This window comes from Mongoliimonas terrestris (genome assembly GCF_001927285.1).
Taxonomy (GTDB): domain Bacteria; phylum Pseudomonadota; class Alphaproteobacteria; order Rhizobiales; family Pleomorphomonadaceae; genus Chthonobacter; species Chthonobacter terrestris.
In genome coordinates, this window is sequence record NZ_MSIG01000003.1 from 245,600 (window position 1) to 264,958 (window position 19,359).

The window sequence follows — 19,359 nt, forward strand, 5'->3', positions numbered from 1 at the left end:
CGCTCCCGCTGACGCTGTGGTGGACCTTTCCGCTGACGCTCAGGCGGCCGGTTCCGTCGACTCCCTGGCGGGCGGCGACACCCGGACGCGCGGCAAGGCGCGTGCGCGGGCTTCGGCCGGCGCGGCGACGACCGCGGAGGATGTCGCCACGGCCCCGGCACCGGCGAAGGGCCGCGGGCGGCCGTCCTCGCGCGATCGCATCGTGGCGGCGGCGGTGGATCTCATCGGCGAAGTCGGTGCGTCCCACCTGTCGCTGGAGGCGGTCGCGGAGCGCGCCGGCATCTCCAAGGGCGGTCTGCTCTACAATTTCCCCACCAAGACCGATCTCCTGAAGGCCCTTGTCGCCAGCCACATCATCGAACTGGACATCCGCCGCGCCGACGCGGAGGCCGCCCTCGGCGATGCGCCGAACCGGGCAGCCTGCGCCTTCGTGGCCGCGGCCGCCGCCGATCTCACCTGCAAGGCCCGGCCGCCGTCCGGCTTCCTCGCCGCCATCGCCGAGAACCCGGACCTTCTCGATCCGCTCCGCGCCCGCAACCGCGCGCTGGCGGACCGGTTCCGGACCGCCGGCGACCCGTGCCTCTCGCTGATCGCCTTCCTGGCGGTGGAGGGCATGAAGACCGCCGACCTGTTCGAAACCAACCCGCTGACCGGCGACGAGCGCGCGGCGGTGCTGCAGCGGCTGGAGGACCTCCTCGGCGCCTGCGTTCCGGCGGGGACCGGCGAGGCTTGGAGGGACGCCGAATAGGGCCGTTTCAGGCGGCGCCCGGATGGCGCGGACGCGCCGGCAGCGGCGTCGGCCGCACCGACCCGACATCCCTGTCGCAAACGTTCAACCCTGCCGCCGTCTCCCTGCTTTCGGTTTCCCGGCTTTCGGGCGAATGATCCACCGCACGTATCCGACAGCGACGGTGGTCCCGCCATGCAGACCTATTCGGCCCTCCAGCTCCTGCGCAGAGCCTTCGGCGGTCACCAGAGCTGGGAGCCTCTCTGGCGCCAGCCGGCGCTGAAGCCGGCCTACGACGTGGTGATCATCGGCGGCGGCGGGCACGGGCTCGCCACGGCCTATTATCTGGCCAAGGAGCACGGCATCACCAACGTGGCGGTGCTGGAGAAGGGCTGGATCGGTGGCGGCAACACCGGCCGCAACACCACCATCATCCGTTCCAACTATCTCTTCGACGAGAGCGCCGCCCTCTACGACCACGCGGTGAAGCTCTGGGACGACCTCTCCCAGGCGCTCAACTACAACGTCATGTACTCGGCGCGCGGCGTGATGATGCTCGCCCACACGGTGCACGACGTGCAATCCGCCAAGCGCCACATCCACGCCAACCGGCTGAACGGCGTCGACAACGAATGGCTGGACCCGGAGGCCTGCAAGGCCTTCTGCCCCGAGCTGAACATTTCCGACAACATCCGCTATCCGATCATGGGCGGCGCCCTGCAGCGGCGCGGCGGAACCGCGCGCCACGACGCCGTCGCCTGGGGCTATGCCCGGGCGGCCGACGCCATGGGCGTCGACATCATCCAGAACTGCGAGGTCACCGCCATCCGCCGCGACGCCACCGGCGCCATCGAGGCGGTGGAGACCACCAAGGGCACGGTGAAGACCCGCAAGGTCGGCGTGGTCGCCGCCGGCCACACGTCCGTGGTCATGTCCATGGCCGACGTGCGCATGCCGCTGGAATCCTATCCGCTGCAGGCGTTGGTGTCGGAGCCGGTGAAGCCCACCTTCACCTGCGTGGTGATGTCCAACACCATCCACGCCTACATCTCCCAGTCCGACAAGGGCGAGCTCGTCATCGGCGCCGGCACCGACGCCTACACCAGCTATTCCCAGCGCGGCGCGCTCCACATCACCGAGCACACGCTCGACGCCATCTGCGAGCTCTTCCCCATGTTCCGGCGCATGCGCATGCTGCGCAACTGGGGCGGCATCGTCGACGTGACGCCGGACCGCTCGCCCATCCTGTCGAAGACGGCGGTGCCCGGCCTCTTCGTCAACTGCGGCTGGGGCACCGGCGGCTTCAAGGCGACCCCCGGCTCCGGCAACGTGTTCGCCCACACCATCGCCACCGGCGAGCCCCACCGCATCAACGCCCCGTTCACCCTCGACCGCTTCCGCGACGGCACCCTCATCGACGAGGCGGCCGCGGCGGCGGTGGCGCATTGAGGGGGAGGGGATGGTGACATTCAACGCGGCGGTTCCCCCCTCTCCCCAACCCTCTCCCACAAGGGGAGAGGGGGCGGCCAACGGCTTGCGAGCCGCTGACCGTCTCGCGTTGCCGGCCGTTCCGGCGCCCCCTCTCCCCTTGTGGGAGAGGGTTGGGGTGAGGGGTGCCACCGCCACCTTCGCCCGTTCTCACGCCACTGCCCCATCCCCCGGAGCCCGCCCATGCTGATCATCCGCTGTCCCATCTGCGGCGACCGCCCGGAGCTCGAATTCCGCTATGGCGGCGAGGGGCACGTGGCCCGGCCGGCCGCCACGGAGGCGCTCGACGACCAGACGGTCGCCGACCGGCTCTACATGCGCACCAACCCGAAGGGTCTCACCGTGGAGCGCTGGCGCCACGTGCACGGCTGCGGGCGCTTCTTCAACGCGGTGCGCGACACCGTGTCGGACTTTTTCGTGACCACCTACAAGGCCGGCGAGCCCCGGCCGGACCTCGACGCCCTCAAGAAGGAAGCCGTCCGATGAGCGCGCCCTTCCGCCTCGCCACCGGCGGCCGGATCGACCGGTCGAAGCCGCTCCGCTTCACCTTCGACGGCGCCGCCTACACCGGCTTTGAAGGCGACACCCTCGCCTCGGCGCTGATCGCCGGCGGCGTCCACCTGATGGGCCGCTCGTTCAAGTACCACCGGCCGCGCGGCTTCCTCACCGCCGGGCCGGACGAGCCGAACGCCCTCGTCGGCGTCGGCGCGAGCCAGGACCGCTACACCCCCAACCTCCGCGCGCCCGTCGTCGAACTCCACGACGGCCTGGTGGCGGAGAGCCAGAATCGCTGGCCGTCGCTGCGCTTCGACGCGGGCGCGGTGAACGACCTTTTCTCCCGCTTTCTGCCGGCGGGCTTCTACTACAAGACCTTCATGTGGCCGAAGTCCTTCTGGAAGACGGTCTACGAGCCGAAGATCCGGTCCATGGCGGGCCTCGGCAAGGCGCCGACCGCGCCGGACGCGGACCGCTACACCCAGGTCTACGCCCACGTGGACGTGCTCGTGGTCGGCGCCGGACCGGCCGGCCTCGCGGCCGCCCTTGCCGCCGCCGAGAGCGGCCGGCGGGTGATGCTCGCCGACGAGCAGCCGGAGGTCGGCGGATCCCTCCTCCACGACGTGACCGCCACCATCGAGGGCCGCCCCGCCGCGGCCTGGGTGGCCGAGACGCTGGCGGCGCTGGAGGCCAAGGGCGTCCAGGTGCTCACCCGCACCACCGCCTTCGGCTACTATCCGCACAACATGCTGGGTCTCCTGGAACGCGTTACCGATCACTACGCCAACCCGGACCCGAAGCTGCCGCGCGAGCGGCTCTGGCAGGTGCGCGCCGGCGAGGTGGTGCTCGCCACCGGCGCCATCGAGCGCCCGCTCGTCTTCCCGGAGAACGACCGGCCGGGCATTCTCCTCGCCGACGCCGCCCGCGCCTACGCCAACCGCTGGGCCGCCTCGGTCGGCAAGCGCGTGGTGATCGCCACCGCCTGCGACAGCGCCTACCGCACGGCGCTGGACCTGAAGGCGCACGGCATCGACGTCGCCGTCGTGGCGGACCTCCGGCCGATGCCGATCGGCCCGCTGGTGGACGCAGTGCGCGCCGCCGGCATCCGGGTGGAGGCCGGCACCGCCGTCACTGGAACCCGCGGCCGCCTGCGGGTTCGCGTCGCCCATCTCTCCCGACTCGACGGCCGGGGCGGCGCCCACGCGCCGGAACCGGTCGCCTGCGACGCGCTCCTGATGTCGGGCGGCTGGACGCCGACCGTGCATCTCTTCTCCCAGTCGCGCGGCAAGCTGCGCTTCGACGAGGGCCTTCAGGCCTACGTACCGTCCGTCTCGGTGGAGAAGGAGCGCTCCGCCGGCGGCTGCAACGGCGTGTTCGACCTTGCCGCCGTTCTCGCCGACGGCTACGCGGCCGGCGAGAGCGCCGCGCGCGCCACTCGCGTCCGCGCCCCGGCGAGCCGCGCCTTCCCGGTCGACGGCACCCACCCGGTGACCGGCGGCCATCTCGGCGCCGTGCCGCACAGCCGCAACCCGTCGGCCGTGAAGGCCTTCGTGGACTTCCAGAACGACGTCACCGCCAAGGACCTGAAGCTCGCCACCCGCGAGGGCCTGCGCTCCATCGAGCACGTGAAGCGCTACACCACCACCGGCATGGCGACCGACCAGGGCAAGACGTCCAACATGAACGCCCTCGGCATCGTATCCGAGGCGATCAAGGCGCCGATCCCGCAGATCGGCCTCACCACCTTCCGGGCGCCCTACACGCCCGTCACCTTCGGCTCGTTCGCCGGCGCCTCGCGGGGCGACCTGTTCGATCCGGTGCGCAAGACCCCGAGCCACAGCTTCGCGGTGGAGAAGGGTGCGCCGTTCGAGAATGTCGGCCAGTGGAAGCGCGCCTGGTGGTATCCGCGCCCCGGCGAGGACCAGCACGCCGCCGTCCGCCGCGAGGTGAAGGCCATGCGGTCCTCGGTCGGCATGTTCGATGCCTCCACCCTCGGCAAGATCGAGGTGGTCGGGCCGGACGCGGCCGCCTTCATGGAAATGCTCTACACCAACGCCTGGGCGAAGCTCGGCGTCGGCCGCTGCCGCTACGGCGTGATGCTGCGTGAGGACGGCTTCGTAATGGACGACGGCGTGATCGGCCGGCTCGCCGCCGACCGCTTCCACGTGACGACCACCACCGGCGGCGCTCCGCGCGTCCTCAACCACATGGAGGACTACCTCCAGACCGAGTTCCCGCACCTTGCGGTGTGGCTGACCTCGATCACAGAGCAGTGGGCCGTGACCGCCGTGCAGGGGCCGAAGGCGCGCGACGTGATCGCGGCGCTCGTGGAGGGCGTCGACCTCTCCGACGCCGCCTTGCCGCACATGAGCGTGGTGGAATGCCGGGTCTGCGGCGTGCCGGCGCGGCTCTTCCGGGTCTCCTTCACGGGCGAGCTCGGCTACGAGATCAACGTGCCGGCCGACCATGGCGCCGCCGTGTGGCAGGCGGTGTACGAGGCCGGGCAGGCCTACGGCATCACCCCCTACGGCACCGAGGCCATGCACGTGGCCCGGGCCGAGAAGGGCTACATCATCGTCGGCCAGGAGACAGACGGCACGGCCGGGCCGGACGACGTCGGCCTCGGCTGGGCGATCGGCAAGGCTAAGCCCGACTTCGTCGGAAAGCGCGCCCTGGCCCGGCCCGCCATGGGGGCGGCGGACCGCAAGCAGCTGGTCGGCCTCCTCACCGAGGATCCGGCGACCGTGCTGGAGGAGGGCGCCCAGATCGTCGCGGACCCGGTGTTCGAGGTGCCGGCCCGCATGATCGGCCATGTGACCTCGGCCTACGAGAGCCCCACCCTCGACCGCTCCATCGCCCTCGCCATGGTGAAGGGCGGCCGGGCGCGCATGGGCGAGACGATCTACATCCCGATGCCGGACCGGGTGATCGCCGCCAAGGTGGTGGCGCCCGTCTTCTACGACCAGGAAGGAGCGCGGCTCAATGGCTGACATCGCCCTGAAGGAGCCGGCGCTCCGCCGCTCCGTCTTCGACGGCCTGCCGCTGGCCTCCAAGGCCGCGGCGGCCTGCGCCCTGGAGCCGCTGCCGCCGGCCACCCGCCTTGCCGTCCGCGGCCGGCCGGGGGTCGCCGAGGCCGCCGCCGCCGCGCTCGGCTTCCCTCTGCCCACCGGCGTCTGCCAGTCCGCCGAGGGCGGCGGCCGCGCCGCCTTCTGGCTCGGTCCGGACGAGTGGCTGGTGATCGCTCCCGAGGCGGAGGCCGCCACGCTCGCCCCGACCCTGGAGCAGGCGCTCGCGGGCGTGCCGCACGCCATCGTGGACGTCAGCCATCGCAACGTGGCGCTGACGGTCTCCGGACCGCGCGCCGCCTATGTGCTCAACCACGGCTGCCCGCGCGACTTGTCTCTTTCCGCCTTCCCTGTCGGCACGGTCAGCCGCACTATTCTCGGCAAGGTGGAGGTGGTGCTGTGGCGCACCGGCCCGGAAAGCTTCCGGCTGGAATGCTGGCGCACCTTTGCCGAGTGGGTCGTCGGCTTCCTGAACGAGGCCCGCCGCGAGTTCGAATAAGGGACTGCTGACGTCTTCAGGGTTTCTTTGCCGGATAGACGAACCGCGCCCATAAAAAGACTATCTTGGGAGTGAACTGTCGGTATCATCAGTGAAGCGGTGTCGGCCGCAGGATGCGCGCGAACAACAAAACACGGGGGTGCGCGACCTTCGCCGGGCCGGATCGGGAGGTTTTCATGCAGATGCGCGATGGACGTCAGCGCATGCCCACCGGACCCGCCGTGCCGCCGGGACGGCCGCGGTTGAGTGTCGGTTTCATCCTGGCGGAGAACTTCACGCTCTCGGCCTTCTCGCTCTTCGTGGACCAGCTTCGGCTTGCCGCCGACGAGGGCGACCTGTCGCGGCCGATCAACTGCCAGTGGACCATCATGGGCTCCCGGCCCGACCCGGTGCGCGCCTCGTGCGGTGTCTCGGTATCGCGCACGTCCGGCTTCATCGATCCGAAGCGGTTCGACTACATCTGCGTCGTCGGCGGCATCCTGCACGCCGGCAAGCAGGTGGACGACGCCACCATGGACTACCTGCGCCAGGCCGCGCGGGCCGGCGTCACGCTGGTGGGCCTCTGCACCGGATCCTTCATCCTCGCCCGCGCCGGGCTGATGACCGGGCGGCGGATCTGCGTGAACTGGTACCACTACCAGGACTTCCTCAACGAGTTCCCGCACCACCACCCGGTCGCGGACCGGCTGTTCGTGGTGGACGGCGACCGCATCACCTGCCCCGGCGGCGGATCCGTGGCGGATCTCGCCTCCTACGTGGTGGAGCGCTCGCTCGGCCGCGCCGTCGCCCAGAAGAGCCGCCAGATCATGGTGCTGGAGCAGGCTCGCCCGGGCACCGCCGCCCAGCCGCACCCGCCGCTCGCCGACACCATCGCGGACGAGCGCGTGCGCCGCGCGTTGCTCCTGATGGAGCAGCATCTGGCCGATCCGCTGCTGATCGCCGACATCGCCACGCGGCTGCAGCTCTCCACCCGCCAGCTGGAGCGGCTGTTCCAGGCGGTGCTCGGCATGCGGCCGGCGGCCTTCTACCGGTCGCTCCGGCTGAAGTACGCCCGCTGGCTCCTGGACAACACCGAGCGCTCCGTCACCGATATCGCGCTCGAAGCCGGGTTCTCCGACTGCGCCCACTTCTCGCGCCACTTCAAGGCGCTGCACGGCGTGACCCCGTCCGACATCCGGCTGAAGGGCAAGCCGCCCATGGCCGGCGAGGACGAGACCGCCATCGCGGTCGCCGCAGGCCGGTTCGGCATGGAGATGGCGGGCACACGCCTGTTCGAATAGCCCTTGGCCGGCGCGGCATGTCGGAAGGAACGCGACAGCCATGTCGCATTCCGACAAGTCGCCGTCCGGCCGTCGTGCGCAAATGCCTTGGATGCGCCGGCCCCTCCGTTGCGAGGCCCCGGCGGGAGACCCGTCTGATGCTCGACCGCAGCCCCGAATCCCCGCGCGCCCTCCTCGCCCGCCGCCGCCCCGGCTACAGCCTGGAGGCGCCCTTCTACACCAGCGCCGAAATCTTCGACCTCGACATCGAGGCGATCTTCTTCCGGCACTGGATCTACGTGGGCGTCGAGCCCGACGTGCCCTTCGAGGGCGACGTCATGGTGGTCGACATCGACCGCGCCTCCATCCTCATCGTGCGCGGCGACGACGGCGTGATCCGCGCCTTCCACAACGTCTGCCGCCACCGGGGCGCCCGGCTGGTGCACGACTCGAAGACCACGGTCGGCAAGCTCGTCTGCAAGTACCACGCCTGGACCTACGACCTGGACGGCCCGCTCCTCCACGCCGAGCACATGGGCCCGGACTTCGACACCGCCTGCCACGGCCTGAAGCCCGTGCACGTGAAGTCGGTGGAGGGACTGCTCTTCATCTGCCTCGCCGACAACCCGCCGACCGACATCGACGAGATGGCCGCCGCCATGGGCCCCTATCTCGCCCCGCATGCCATCCGCGACACCAAGGTGGCCCACCAGACCGACCTCATCGAGGAAGGCAACTGGAAGATCACCATGGAGAACAACCGCGAGTGCTATCACTGCGCGGGCAATCATCCGGAATTGACCGTGCCGTTGTTCGAATACGGCTTCGGCTTCGCGCCGGACTCCATGGACGCCGCCAAGGCCAAGGAGGCGGACCGCTACGCCTGCATGGTCACCGACCTCCACGGCGAATGGGAGGGCTCCGGCTTCCCGTCGAAGGAGATCGAGCACCTGGCCGACCGCGTGACGGGCTTCCGCACCGAGCGCCTGCCCATCGACCGGGCCGGCGAGAGCCAGACCATGGACACCAAAGCGGCCTCGAAGAAGCTGCTCGGCACGCTCACCAACCCGAAGATGGGCGGCCTCTCCTTCTGGACCCAGCCGAACAGCTGGCACCATTTCATGGCCGACCACATCGTCACCTTCTCGGTGATCCCGCTGTCGCCGGACCGCACGCTGCTCCGCACCAAGTGGCTGGTCCACAAGGACGCGGTGGAGGGCGTCGACTACGACCTTCAGCGCCTCACCGAGGTGTGGATCGCCACCAACGCGCAGGACGGCGACCTCGTCGGCATCCAGCATTCCGGCGTCCGCAGCCCCGCCTACGAGCCCGGCCCCTATTCGCCCTTCACGGAAGGCTTGGTGGAGAAGTTCGCCGCCTGGTACACCGGCCGCCTCTCCGCTTACCTGGGCTGAGGCAGCGGCGAGCGCCCTCCCGGTCCGCCGTCCGACCGCCGGCGCCATCGATCGGCCGGCTGGCCCTCTTCCTTCCCAAGGGGGAGAGGGCTTGGCCGCGCCGGCCGATGCCCAAGTCCGCCTCCCATCCTCTTCTCCCGCCCCCGAGTCCGCCCCCCCGCATGGCAACCCCCGTCGACCTCGTCCCGCACCTTGCCGCCGACCTTCCCGTCTGGGACGCGGAGGTCGACGACCGCCTCGTCTGCGTCGCCGCGATCGACGAGACGCACGACGTCAAGACCTTTGTCTTCGCCGCGCCGGAGCCGCGCCGCTTCGCCTACAAGCCCGGCCAGTTCCTGACCTTCGACGTGGAGATCGGCGGCGAGACGGTGAACCGCTGCTACACGCTCGCCTCCTCGCCGCTCCGCCCGCACACGGTGTCGATCACCGTCAAGCGGGTGCCCGGTGGCCCGGTGTCGAACCATCTGCACGACACGCTGAAGCCGGGCATGATCGTGCGCGCCGTCGGCCCCATGGGCGAATTCACCTGCGCCGAGGCGGCTCCGGCGGAGAGGTATCTGTTCCTCTCCGGCGGCTCCGGCATCACGCCCCTGATGGCCATGAGCCGGGCCTTCGCGGACCTCGGCCGGCCGGTGGACGTGGTCTTCCTCCACGCCGCGCGTACGCCCAAGGACATCATCTTCCGGACCGAACTCGACCTGATCGCCGCCCGCCTGCCGGGCTTCCGGGTGGTTCACCTGCCCGAGCGCGCCGACGGTGAGCCGGGCTGGGCCGGTCCGCTCGGCCGCCTCTCCGCCGACTACCTCCGCCTTGTGGTGCCGGACGCCGCGACCCGGCAGGTCTATTGCTGCGGGCCGGATCCGTTCATGAAGGCGGCGCGGGGCGTGCTCGCCGGTCTCGGCCTGCCGGAGGCGGCCTGGCACCAGGAGAGCTTCGACTTCGCCACCCTGTCGGCCGAGCAGCCGGCCGTGGCCGAGGCGGTGATCGCCGCCGAGGCGACGCCCGCGACGGTGCCGTCCTATCAGGTGACCTTCCAGAAGATCGGCCAGACCGTGACGGTGCGCGCCGACCAGTTCGTGCTCGCCACCGCCCGCGAGGCCGGCATCCGCCTGCCGGCCTCCTGCACGGCCGGGCTTTGCGGCACCTGCAAGTCGAAGCTCGTCTCCGGCACGGTGGAGATGTCCCACAAGGGCGGCATCCGCCAGCGCGAAATCGACGCCGGCATGATCCTCCCCTGCTGCTCCAAGCCGACCAGCGACCTCGTCATCGACCGCTGAGCACAGGGATTGGGGAGTGGACGCCTCCGCCTCCAAACTCCTCCGCCCCGCCAACCGTCATCCCGACGCACGCCGGGATCCAACCGTCCCGTCCACCCCCGCGCCTCCGAGACGATCCCATCGTCGGCTGGGCCCCGGCTTCCGCCGGGGTGACGCCTTGGGGAAAGCCGGGGCGTGGCATGCGGGCGGGGCGCGGCGGCCACGAAAGACGGCCCATCCCCTCATCCGCCAACCGTCATCCCGGCGAACGCCGGGATCCAACCGTCCCATCCGCCCCCGCGCCGCCGAGACGATCCCATCGTCGCTGGGCCCCGGCTTTCGCCGGGGGTGACGCCCCGGAGGAAGGGGAGGCGCGAATCTTGAAGCCGGACACACCTGCCACCGGACCCGCGAACGCATCCACGAATGACGTGACGAGGCTTCCTCCCCCATCCCCTTTCCGCCATGCCCCCGCTACAACCAGCCGGCCCTCATCACCGGACACCCGATTCCATGCCCGCTCTCCTGTCCCCGCAGATCCTGCCCATCCTCCTCCTCGTGGCGTCCAACGTCTTCATGACGCTCGCCTGGTACGGGCACCTGAAATTCACTGACAAGCCGCTCTGGCTCGTGGTGCTCGCCTCGTGGGGGATCGCGTTCGTGGAGTATTGCCTCGCCGTGCCGGCCAATCGCATCGGCTACGGGGTCTATTCGGCGGCGGAGTTGAAGACCATCCAGGAGGTCATCACCCTGACGGTCTTCGTGGCCTTCTCGGTCATCTACCTGAAGGAGAGCTTCACCTGGAACCACGCCATCGGCTTCGCCCTCATTGCCGCCGGCGCCGCCTTCATCTTCCGCGGGCCGATCGGCGCGGGGCACTGACCCGCCCCGCCGGTGGAGCGGACGCTCAGTCCAGCTGGTGCGCCGGCACGCTGGCGGTGGCCCAGGCGGCGCCGAGGTCGGTGAGGCTCATCTCGATGCACTCCACGTCGAGGCGGATGCAGCCGCCGCCGGCGAACTCCAGGTGGACGTGACCGGCGGGCGTCTCGCCCGGCTCGAAGCGGATGGTGAGGAGTTCCAGCACCGCGTCCTTGGCGTCCTGGCGGATGCGCGTCGCCTTCACGGCCTCGACGCGGGCAAAGTGCAGGCAGGCGCGCCGCCGCTCGAAGGTCTTCGCCGTCTCGTCCAGCTTCTCCCAGACGAAGCGGTTCAACTGCACGAGGACGCGCTTCTCCTTCGGCCGGTAGTCCACGTCACCGATCCGCAGCACCGCGTCCTGCACGTGGGCGGACACGACCTTCAGGTCCTCTTCGTCGAGGGCGGCAAGCTTCAGGAACTCGGACACGGCAAGGGTCCTCCGGCAGGAGCGTCATTGAGCGACTGCCCGCAGATAAGGTGCGGGTGCCGCTGGCGCAACCGGTTGGAACATCTTGGGTTCCGGCGGTGCGCGACCGCCGGCCGAAGAGCGTGCGGCCCGCTCAGCCGCTGATGCGCTCCACCACCGCGCCGCACCGGCCGATCTTCTCCTCCAGCCGCTCGAAGCCGCGGTCGAGGTGGTAGACGCGGTTGACGATGGTCTCGCCTTCCGCCGCCAATCCCGCGATGACGAGCGACACGGACGCGCGAAGGTCCGTCGCCATCACCGGCGCGCCGGTCAGCCGCTCCACGCCCTCCACCGTCGCAACCTGGCCGTCCAGGTGGATGCGGGCACCGAAGCGGGCGAGCTCCTGCACGTGCATGAAGCGGTTCTCGAAGATGGTCTCGGTGATCCGCGACGTGCCCTTGGCGCGGGTCATCAGCGCCATGAACTGCGCCTGCAGGTCGGTCGGAAAGCCCGGGAACGGCTGCGTCTCCACGTCGGCGGCGTGGATGCCGTGGCCGTTGCGCTTCACCCGGATGCCGCGGTTGGTCTGGCTGATCTCAGCGCCCACCTGGCGGAGCGTGTCGAGCGGGCCGGCGAGAAGGTCCGCCTCGGCGCCCTCCAGGAGCACGTCGCCCCCCGTCATCGCCACCGCCATGGCGTAGGTGCCCGCCTCGATGCGGTCCGACACCACCCGGTGGCGGGCGCCGCGCAGGCGGTCGACGCCGTCGATGCGGATGGTGGAGGTGCCGGCGCCCTCGATCCGGGCGCCCATGGCGGTCAGGCAGCGGGCAAGGTCCACGACCTCCGGCTCGCGGGCGGCGTTCTCCAGCACCGTCTCGCCGCGGGCGAGGGTGGCGGCCATCATCAGCGTGTGGGTGGCGCCGACGGACACCTTCGGGAACACCACGCGGCCGCCCTTGAGGCCGTTCGGCGCCTTGGCCACCACGTAGCCGGCGTCCACCTCGATGTCGGCGCCGAGGTCGGCAAGGCCCATCAGGAAGAGGTCCACCGGCCGGGTGCCGATGGCGCAGCCGCCCGGCAGGGAAACTCGGCAGCCGTGCATGCGGGCGAGCAGCGGACCGATCACCCAGAAGCTCGCCCGCATCTTGGAGACGAGGTCGTAGGGCGCCGTGGTGTCGGTGATCGACCGGGCCGTCAGGCTGACGGTCTGGCCGGTGAGCGCGTCCTCGCCGGCGCGCTTGCCGTTGAGGGCATAGTCGACGCCGTGGTTCACCAGGATGCGGGTGAGCAGGTTCACGTCCGCCAGCCGCGGCACGTTCTCCAGCGTCAGGGTCTCGTCGGTCAGGAGACTGGCGATCATCAGCGGCAGCGCCGCGTTCTTGGCGCCCGAGATGGGAATGGTGCCGGTGAGCGCGTTGCCGCCGACGATCCTGATCTTGTCCATGCGTATCCCCGTCTGCCGGCCACGGCCGGCTAAAATCGTCAGAGGCGGCCCTCGGCGGCGGCATCGTCGGGAGCCCGCGACATCCGTGGCGCCCTCGGCCGCCTGTCCCGACCGCCTGACCCGCGTTCGGGCCGCTCAATCCCCGTTTCGGTCCCCCGAATCATCCGCTGATTCTGGCGCTTGCAAGGCGGGCGCGTCCACCGGCGTCGCTGGTTTTTCGGCGTCGGAGGCCGGACGATCCGCCGACCACCCGGTTTCAGGTGCGGCGAGCCCGGCCCGGCCATCCGCATCACCGGCGCGCCGGCTCTTCGCCTGGGCCTTCCGACGGCGCAGATTAGCCCTCAGCGCCTCCGCCAACCGGCGGTCGCGCTCGGAACCGGCGTGCGAAGAGCCATCCGTCATCCGACTGTCACCCGATCGTTCGCGCCACCATTGGCGCCGTTCGGGCGGACCCGCAAGGCCAAAACCCCCGTTCCCCGGCCGAACGCCGCCCGTGCGGTGCAGCGACGCCACACTGCACCTCGAAGGGGGTGCGTCGAAACCGGCCAAGGAGGGCTTGCACGCCCTGTCGAACTATGGCAGAGGTGCACCCGCAAACGACGACCGGCTTGAAGGCCGTCGCGTCCGGCGCTGCCGTAGCTCAGTGGTAGAGCACTCCCTTGGTAAGGGAGAGGTCGAGAGTTCAATCCTCTCTGGCAGCACCATTTTCCCCCGCTTTTTCTCGTTCCGGTTCTGAAAGTCTCAGGGCCCGTTTTCCGGACGTTGTCTTGCTCCGGCATGTCCTGCCTTTGGGCCGGACGGCTATGGTTTGCCGACACGGAAGCTTCACCCTTCAAGGCGGCGAGAGGCGGTCCCGGCGCGTCGCCATGCAGGACTTATGACTTTGGTGCGGCTCACCGAGCCGCGACGCGCGCCCGCGTGTCCGGCGGATCGCGAGCATCGCGTCGGCTGTACCTCCACGGGCCGGGGCTGACCGGGCGGCGGCGTCAGCCGCCGCCGATGCCTTCCGTGACGACGCCCGTTCCGTCGCAGGTCGGGCAGGGGGCCTCATTCAGACGGCCGCTGCCGCGACAGTCCGGGCAGACGTTCTCGCCGGTGCCGGGCGTGCCGGGCGTGGCCTCGTCTCCGGCAGAGGGCGGGGTGGGGGTGTCGGACATCAGCGGGCCTCCTCGTTCGATCTCGCCCCCCGGGAAACGGGCGGTCCGCCGCAGCCGTTCCGCCCGCGTCCGGCCGCCTCGGTCCGTCTTAGTCCAGGACCACGTCCGGGTCCGGCCGATCATCGCCGCGCGCCCATTCGCGCTTCCAGCGGCCATCGGCATCCTGGTAGAGAATCGCGGTGTCGTCGCCGGGCGCGTGCTGGTGCGCCGCTGCCGCCTTGGCTGCCTGGAAGGCGTCGTCGCGCGTGTCGAAGGTCTCCGAGAAGCTGTCGCCGAGCCGATAGGCCCAGCCGCCCATGTGTTCCACCACATGGTAGTGAAGGTCGGCCATGGTCCGTCTCTCCCTGTCGTTCTTGTCGATTCGATTCGTGGACTGAAGGGTTTGTCCCCCCGGTCGGCGGGTCAACGGCAGGGCGCGCGAACCTGTTCCGAGCGCTCCGGACCGGTGTTTCGCCGCACCGCCGACACCCACGCCGAAGATGACATCCTCTTGCCGGATTGTCTCACGTTCGCGTGAGATCGCCGCTGTGGGGCCGCAACGGTCCGGCCCACAATTCCGGCGGCCACATACTCGCTTATGTGCCTGGAAAACCTGTGGGTTTCCCTTATGGAAAAACTGTCCTGCGGTGCTGTCTTCACGCCTCTTTACATCGTAAGGTTTGACATACATCTCGCGCCGTACATATAATTTTTTCGTGATCTAAAACGTCGTGGGGGCGGCGTTGGACTCGCTCCGGATCCGTCTGTCGTCCCCGTGCCGACCGTCCCGAACGAGCGAGATTGACGCACACCGTGCTGAACACCGCGACCCGTGACACCCCGGACGTGCTGATCCTGTCGGAGGACGGCGACTACCGAATTCTCTCCGACATGCTGGCGGCACGCGGCATCACGGTGTCGCTGATCAATCCGCTGGTCGCACCTGTCCCCGACAGCGCCCTCGATGCCGACCTCATCGTGCTCGGCGGGCTGAAGTCCGATGGGGGCTGTGGCGGCTACCAGGCGTTCAATCGCTGCGCGGCGGTCCGGCGCACCATCGTGGTTCTGGCGGAGGCCGATCCGGAGGCGGTCGACGACCTCTATCGGAAGGGCGCGGCGGTCGTCTTCGTCCGCCCGGTGGACTACCACCATCTCTGCCTCCAGTGCGCCTACTTCCTGGAGCGGGCCCGCAGCGGCAGCCGGCCGGTTCGGATCGCCGACACGGTGTTCGATCCGGCTCGGCGGCAGATCCACATGTCGGCCGACCGGGGCGTCCGCCTGACGGAAGCCGAGACGCGCATCCTGGTGCTCCTCTCCGATCGCCCGGGACAGGCCGTCGGCAAGGACGAGATCTCCGAGTACGTGTTCCGCAAGCCCTACGACAAGTACGACCGGCGGATCGACGTCCACATCTCCAACATTCGCCGCAAGCTGCGCGATGCCGGACTGGCGGTGCGCATCGACTCGTCCCGTCTCGGCGGGGTGCGGCTGGTGGCCGAGGCGGAGGCGGCGGGGCTCGTCGACCATGTGGAAGCCGCCGGCTGACCGGCACCGAACCTCTTGAAAGGCCCTGAGCGACTTGCGACCGCGCAAGGGCTCCAAAGCCGTCGGGTGCCGCCCCTGACCCGCAATGACCGTGGCCGCTGCGGCCGCCCGTGACCCGCGAGGATTTGAAAGCGATGTCGGTCTGCGCCGCCAAGAGCCTGAACAAGACGGATCTGCGCCGCATGGAGCGCCGGTCCCGCTTTCTCAGCACGGCCCTGAAGGCCTTCACTGCGGACAAGCGGATCTTCATCATCGAGCTTCTGGCGGACCAGGATCTCAGCGTCACGGAGATCTGCGACGCGACCGGCGTGAGCCAACCGAACGTCTCCCAGCAGCTCGCCGTTCTGAAGAAGCAGGGGCTGGTGAAATCCCGCCGCGAGGGCCGAATCATTCGCTACCGGCTCAACCGGCCGAAGCTGCAGGATCTCTACGCCCAGATCGGCCAGAGCTTCGGCGTTCTGCCCCCGGCCGCCCTGCCGGCCGTGCCCGCCGCCGCCGACAGTTCGGCCGCGCTCGCCGGCTGAGTCCGCCCCACATCGTCCCCACAGGTCTAGCCGTCCGTCCTCGCCGGGCGGACGCGCGCGCCGGCAGACGTCCAACCGTCTCGCCGGCGTTTTTCGTCTCCTCGTGCATCGTCTTAAAAGTAAAAAGCTTTTAACGATTCCGACCCGCCCGGCGCCTGTGTTGTATTGCAGCAACAAGATAAGTCGCTTTACATTCCTTTACATTCGTTTTCATTGATAGATTTGGTTGTCCGACAGAATATGCCCTTGTCGATCGCACGGCATCAGTTCTTGAGATCAGGTGACCGACGCGAATAAAGGCCGTTCGGAACGTGCGGCGCAGATCTTGTCCGATCGAGTCGCTCAAAAACTTGGTGATGCTCGAGACGGCTGCCGAAAACTGGAGACTTCGACGATGACGCTTAGGGCTATTCTACTGGGCACCGCCGCTGGCCTGATGGCCGTTTCGGGCGCTCAGGCCGCGGACCTGCCGGGTGAACCGGTTCCTGCGGCCGTCGACTACGTGAAGGTGTGCGACACCTTCGGCAAGGGCTTCTTCTACATCCCGGGCACCGAGACCTGCCTGGACATCTCCGGCCGCGTGCGCTTCCGCGTCACGGCTGACTTCGAAGACGAGACCGTCCAGTTCCGCGCTGACGGCCGTGTCGACTTCGACGCCCGCACCATGACCGAGTACGGCCAGCTGCGGTCGTTCTTCCGCCTGGGCGCCGGTGACGGCCGCACCACCAACGTGGAAAACGCCTTCATCCAGCTCGGCTACCTGACCGTCGGCCTCGCCGGCGATCTCTACAACGCCGACATCCTGTATGGTATCAACGACTTCGCCCAGGGCGGCTTCGACGACACCATCCAGATCACGGTGCTCGCCGACGATCTGGGCGGCGGCTTCTACGCCGGTGCCTCGCTCCTCACTCAGACCGACGAAGACCTGCGCGTGACCGCCGACGATGAAGAGGACCTGGAGATCCAGGCCGCCATCGGCATCGCCGGCCAGCCCTGGGGCAGCGTCGACCTCTCGGTCTTCTACGCTCCGCAGGACACCGACGACGCCTTCGGCGCAAAGCTGACCGGCGACCTGACCATCGCCGACGGCTTCGACGCTCGCCTGAGCGCCGCCTACGTCGACACCGGCGCGGTCGAGGCCTTCATCCTCGGCGCCGCTGCGTCCTTCGCGGTCTCCGACGCGGCCACCATCTATGCCGGTATCCGCTACGACATCGAAGACGACTCTGAAGACGATATCGGCGCGAACATCGGCGTCGACTACACCGTCGTCTCCGGCCTCGTCCTCACCGGCGAAGTGTCCTACAGCGACAGCGACGAAGACGGCGACGACGAAGACGTCACCGCCATCATCCAGCTGTCCCGCACCTGGTAAGACCCTTCCGGTCTGACCGACGAGAAGGCCCGGCGCAAGCCGGGCCTTTTTCGTTTGCGACGAGGATTCGGTCTTCAGCTAGCCGGGACTCACGCGCACGGAGATACGCGCCCGCCCGAAGCGAGGCGCTGGCGGGGCGCGGGTCATCGCCACGGGAAAAGGATCCCGGCCGCTACTCGGCCGGCACCTGGAAGGCGGCGGCGGTGGAGATGCCCTTTACCGTGGCGGCACCGGCCGGGGCCGTGTCGCCCCAGAGGCCGCGGCCCGCCTTGCGGGCGTTCGCGGCGGCATCGCGGTAGGCCTCCGGCGCGCCGTCCGCCGGGACGGCCAGGCCCTCGTTCACCAGCCAGAGCGCCATGTCGACGCCGCCGGAAACGCACACGGCCGAAATCCGGCCGGGGGTGATGGACGACCCGCCGGCCTTGCCGCAGGTCACCTCCGTCTGCCCGATTCGCGACGAGAGCGCCGCGCGGGCGAACGCGCCGCAGCGCCAGACGGTGTCGCCGGACTTGCAGGTCTCGGAGAACTCGGGCGCTTTCACGTATTGAAGGCTGTAGGTGACGGCCCCCGTGTTCGTCGTGGCGAACAGTGTACGGGCGTCGCGGACCACGACGCGGGCGAAGGTCTGGCCGTTCTCCACCGGCACCGGCGGCGCGAGCTCGGCCTGCGTGGGGGGCGGCGGCACCGGCGCGGCGGCCGGTTCGGGCGGCGCCACGGCGGCGACCTCCACGGGCGCGGCAGGCGATTCGGCGGGAGCCGCCGCTGGCGGCGCTGCCGCTGCCGGAACAGGCGCCGGCGCCTCCTCAACGGGGCGCGGTGGCACGAGCGGCTGCGGCGATGCCGCCGCAAGCGTCGATCCGCTGTCCGCGGTCGGCGCGGAGAGGCTCGTCGCCAGCGTGCTGATGGACGCACCGGCAAGCGCGACGTCCGCCGGGGCAAGGTCGGCCGCCGGCTTCGGAGCCTCGGCGGCAACCGCGTGGGCGGCCTCGATCAAGTCCTCGATCCGCGGCGCCGCGTCGTCGGTCGCCTCGGCGGCATCCGTCTCGGCCGGCGGCGGTTCCGCGGTCGCCACCTCGACCGGCTCGGCCTCAGGCGGCCGGGGCCGCGGCACGGGACTGTCGTCGGTCGCCACGGCCGCCAATTCGTCGGGGGCCTGTCCGGCGTCGGTCTGTTCGGCAGCGGAAGACGACGCAGCGGCGATCGCGGGCGTTTGGGCCTCCACGACGGCGGGCGCGCTCGGCGGCGGGGGAGGGGGCGTATCGGCCGACGGCGGACGCGGAACCCGCGGGTCGGCCACCACCACGCCATGGTCGGCCCCGCTGCCGAGCGGCATGATCTGGCGCACCGGGCGGTCGCTCGCGAGCGGGCCGGCGGGCCGCAGCTTCACCGGCTTGGCTTCCACGGCGGACGCGGCATCCGCTTCGGACGCATCGGTCGCGGTATTCGGGGTCGCCACGGCGCCAGGGTCGATCATCGCCTGAAGGGTTGGCTGCGGGCGCGCGAGCCCGTCCGCCGGGCCGGTCTCGGCGGTCACCGGGACGTCCAGCAGGACGGCGACCGCCGCAATGCCGCCGACCGTCACGGTCAGGCCGGCCACCAGAGGCCCCAGGATCGGTCCGCTTCCATACCGTGCCATCACCCAACCCCCATCCAGCCGCATGCGCCGGCCGGCACTCGCACGCATAAATAATTCAGCACGCTCCATTTAATGCAAAAGACCCTGCATGGTCCATCGGCACCGGCAACTCTGCCGTAAAAGATGCCGAGAACGCCGCAACCGAAGCGCGAGTCACCTGACTTGCCG

The 19,359-nt window shown here is 69.9% G+C and carries 17 protein-coding genes and 1 tRNA gene; 13 read left to right on the forward strand and 5 right to left on the reverse strand.

Annotation, left to right across the window (positions count from 1 at the left end):
- Positions 1-19 precede the first annotated feature (19 nt).
- The 9 genes from BUQ68_RS05715 to BUQ68_RS05755 all read left to right on the forward strand — a co-directional run bounded on the left by BUQ68_RS05715 (position 20) and on the right by BUQ68_RS05755 (position 11,086).
- On the forward strand, positions 20-748 hold the full coding sequence (locus BUQ68_RS05715) for a TetR/AcrR family transcriptional regulator (RefSeq protein WP_139315155.1): 729 nt from the start codon (positions 20-22) through the stop codon (positions 746-748).
- A 174-nt stretch (positions 749-922) separates the two neighbouring features.
- Positions 923-2,176: a sarcosine oxidase subunit beta family protein gene (locus tag BUQ68_RS05720; protein ID WP_075214977.1), complete on the forward strand. Its 1,254-nt coding sequence runs from the start codon at positions 923-925 to the stop codon at positions 2,174-2,176.
- A gap of 222 nt (positions 2,177-2,398) precedes the next feature.
- Positions 2,399-2,701 (forward strand): sarcosine oxidase subunit delta, encoded by a 303-nt coding sequence (locus BUQ68_RS05725; RefSeq protein ID WP_075214978.1) that lies wholly within the window; start codon positions 2,399-2,401, stop codon positions 2,699-2,701.
- Positions 2,698-5,700: a sarcosine oxidase subunit alpha family protein gene (locus BUQ68_RS05730; protein ID WP_075214979.1), complete on the forward strand. Its 3,003-nt coding sequence runs from the start codon at positions 2,698-2,700 to the stop codon at positions 5,698-5,700. The genes BUQ68_RS05725 and BUQ68_RS05730 overlap by 4 nt, the downstream gene beginning before the upstream one ends.
- Positions 5,693-6,274, forward strand: coding sequence for a sarcosine oxidase subunit gamma (locus BUQ68_RS05735; RefSeq protein WP_075214980.1), 582 nt, complete (start codon positions 5,693-5,695; stop codon positions 6,272-6,274). Before BUQ68_RS05730 ends, BUQ68_RS05735 begins: the two co-directional genes overlap by 8 nt.
- 203 nt (positions 6,275-6,477) lie before the next feature.
- Positions 6,478-7,554 (forward strand): GlxA family transcriptional regulator, encoded by a 1,077-nt coding sequence (locus BUQ68_RS05740; RefSeq protein WP_095407286.1) that lies wholly within the window; start codon positions 6,478-6,480, stop codon positions 7,552-7,554.
- Between the two features lie 137 nt (positions 7,555-7,691).
- The gene (locus BUQ68_RS05745) at positions 7,692-8,948 is read left to right on the forward strand and encodes an aromatic ring-hydroxylating oxygenase subunit alpha (RefSeq protein ID WP_075214981.1); all 1,257 of its coding nucleotides are present in this window, start codon (positions 7,692-7,694) and stop codon (positions 8,946-8,948) included.
- Between the two features lie 161 nt (positions 8,949-9,109).
- Positions 9,110-10,225, forward strand: a complete 1,116-nt coding sequence (locus BUQ68_RS05750; RefSeq protein WP_075214982.1) for an FAD-binding oxidoreductase — start codon at positions 9,110-9,112, stop codon at positions 10,223-10,225.
- A gap of 492 nt (positions 10,226-10,717) precedes the next feature.
- Positions 10,718-11,086, forward strand: coding sequence for a DMT family protein (locus BUQ68_RS05755; RefSeq protein WP_075214983.1), 369 nt, complete (start codon positions 10,718-10,720; stop codon positions 11,084-11,086).
- Between the two features lie 25 nt (positions 11,087-11,111).
- Here BUQ68_RS05755 and BUQ68_RS05760 read toward each other — a convergent pair whose 3' ends face one another.
- Together BUQ68_RS05760 and murA are read right to left on the reverse strand one after the other, a co-directional pair.
- Complete coding sequence (locus BUQ68_RS05760; protein ID WP_075214984.1) at positions 11,112-11,549, reverse strand: DUF2948 family protein; 438 nt, start codon at positions 11,547-11,549, stop codon at positions 11,112-11,114.
- Positions 11,550-11,682: 133 nt separating this feature from the next.
- Complete coding sequence (murA, locus tag BUQ68_RS05765) at positions 11,683-12,972, reverse strand: UDP-N-acetylglucosamine 1-carboxyvinyltransferase (protein WP_075214985.1); 1,290 nt, start codon at positions 12,970-12,972, stop codon at positions 11,683-11,685.
- Between the two features lie 629 nt (positions 12,973-13,601).
- Between murA and BUQ68_RS05770 the strand changes: the two genes are divergently transcribed.
- Positions 13,602-13,676 (forward strand) — tRNA-Thr (locus BUQ68_RS05770).
- Positions 13,677-13,958: 282 nt separating this feature from the next.
- On the opposite strand, the gene BUQ68_RS23580 is transcribed toward BUQ68_RS05770, so the two are convergent.
- Complete coding sequence (locus BUQ68_RS23580) at positions 13,959-14,129, reverse strand: hypothetical protein (protein ID WP_175577740.1); 171 nt, start codon at positions 14,127-14,129, stop codon at positions 13,959-13,961.
- Positions 14,130-14,217: 88 nt separating this feature from the next.
- A complete protein-coding gene (locus BUQ68_RS05775) occupies positions 14,218-14,460 on the reverse strand; it encodes a DUF2188 domain-containing protein (RefSeq protein ID WP_075214986.1) in 243 nt (80 codons plus the stop codon).
- Between the two features lie 449 nt (positions 14,461-14,909).
- On the opposite strand from BUQ68_RS05775, the gene BUQ68_RS05780 reads away from it, so the two are divergent.
- From BUQ68_RS05780 to BUQ68_RS05790, 3 genes are all read left to right on the forward strand, one after another.
- Positions 14,910-15,653 carry a winged helix-turn-helix domain-containing protein gene (locus tag BUQ68_RS05780; protein WP_075214987.1) on the forward strand — a complete coding sequence of 248 codons (744 nt, stop codon included), beginning with the start codon at positions 14,910-14,912 and terminating at the stop codon, positions 15,651-15,653.
- 134 nt (positions 15,654-15,787) lie between these two features.
- The gene (locus tag BUQ68_RS05785; RefSeq protein ID WP_083656319.1) at positions 15,788-16,177 is read left to right on the forward strand and encodes an ArsR/SmtB family transcription factor; all 390 of its coding nucleotides are present in this window, start codon (positions 15,788-15,790) and stop codon (positions 16,175-16,177) included.
- 280 nt (positions 16,178-16,457) lie between these two features.
- The gene (locus BUQ68_RS05790) at positions 16,458-17,555 is read left to right on the forward strand and encodes a porin (protein WP_139315156.1); all 1,098 of its coding nucleotides are present in this window, start codon (positions 16,458-16,460) and stop codon (positions 17,553-17,555) included.
- A 172-nt stretch (positions 17,556-17,727) separates the two neighbouring features.
- Here BUQ68_RS05790 and BUQ68_RS05795 read toward each other — a convergent pair whose 3' ends face one another.
- Entirely contained in the window at positions 17,728-19,152 is a 1,425-nt protein-coding gene (locus BUQ68_RS05795) for a thermonuclease family protein (RefSeq protein WP_075214989.1), read from the reverse strand.
- Between the last annotated feature and the right edge of the window lie 207 nt (positions 19,153-19,359).

Bases quoted from the DNA above. Each gene is read 5' to 3' on its own strand.
- murA (WP_075214985.1), bottom strand. From the start codon at position 12,972: ATGGACAAGATCAGGATCGTCGGCGGCAACGCGCTCACCGGCACCATT.
- BUQ68_RS05755 (WP_075214983.1), top strand. From the start codon at position 10,718: ATGCCCGCTCTCCTGTCCCCGCAGATCCTGCCCATCCTCCTCCTCGTG.
- BUQ68_RS05730 (WP_075214979.1), top strand. From the start codon at position 2,698: ATGAGCGCGCCCTTCCGCCTCGCCACCGGCGGCCGGATCGACCGGTCG.
- BUQ68_RS05745 (WP_075214981.1), top strand. From the start codon at position 7,692: ATGCTCGACCGCAGCCCCGAATCCCCGCGCGCCCTCCTCGCCCGCCGC.
- BUQ68_RS23580 (WP_175577740.1), bottom strand. From the start codon at position 14,129: ATGTCCGACACCCCCACCCCGCCCTCTGCCGGAGACGAGGCCACGCCC.
- BUQ68_RS05775 (WP_075214986.1), bottom strand. From the start codon at position 14,460: ATGGCCGACCTTCACTACCATGTGGTGGAACACATGGGCGGCTGGGCC.
- BUQ68_RS05720 (WP_075214977.1), top strand. From the start codon at position 923: ATGCAGACCTATTCGGCCCTCCAGCTCCTGCGCAGAGCCTTCGGCGGT.
- BUQ68_RS05725 (WP_075214978.1), top strand. From the start codon at position 2,399: ATGCTGATCATCCGCTGTCCCATCTGCGGCGACCGCCCGGAGCTCGAA.
- BUQ68_RS05735 (WP_075214980.1), top strand. From the start codon at position 5,693: ATGGCTGACATCGCCCTGAAGGAGCCGGCGCTCCGCCGCTCCGTCTTC.
- BUQ68_RS05785 (WP_083656319.1), top strand. From the start codon at position 15,788: ATGTCGGTCTGCGCCGCCAAGAGCCTGAACAAGACGGATCTGCGCCGC.
- BUQ68_RS05740 (WP_095407286.1), top strand. From the start codon at position 6,478: ATGCCCACCGGACCCGCCGTGCCGCCGGGACGGCCGCGGTTGAGTGTC.
- BUQ68_RS05750 (WP_075214982.1), top strand. From the start codon at position 9,110: ATGGCAACCCCCGTCGACCTCGTCCCGCACCTTGCCGCCGACCTTCCC.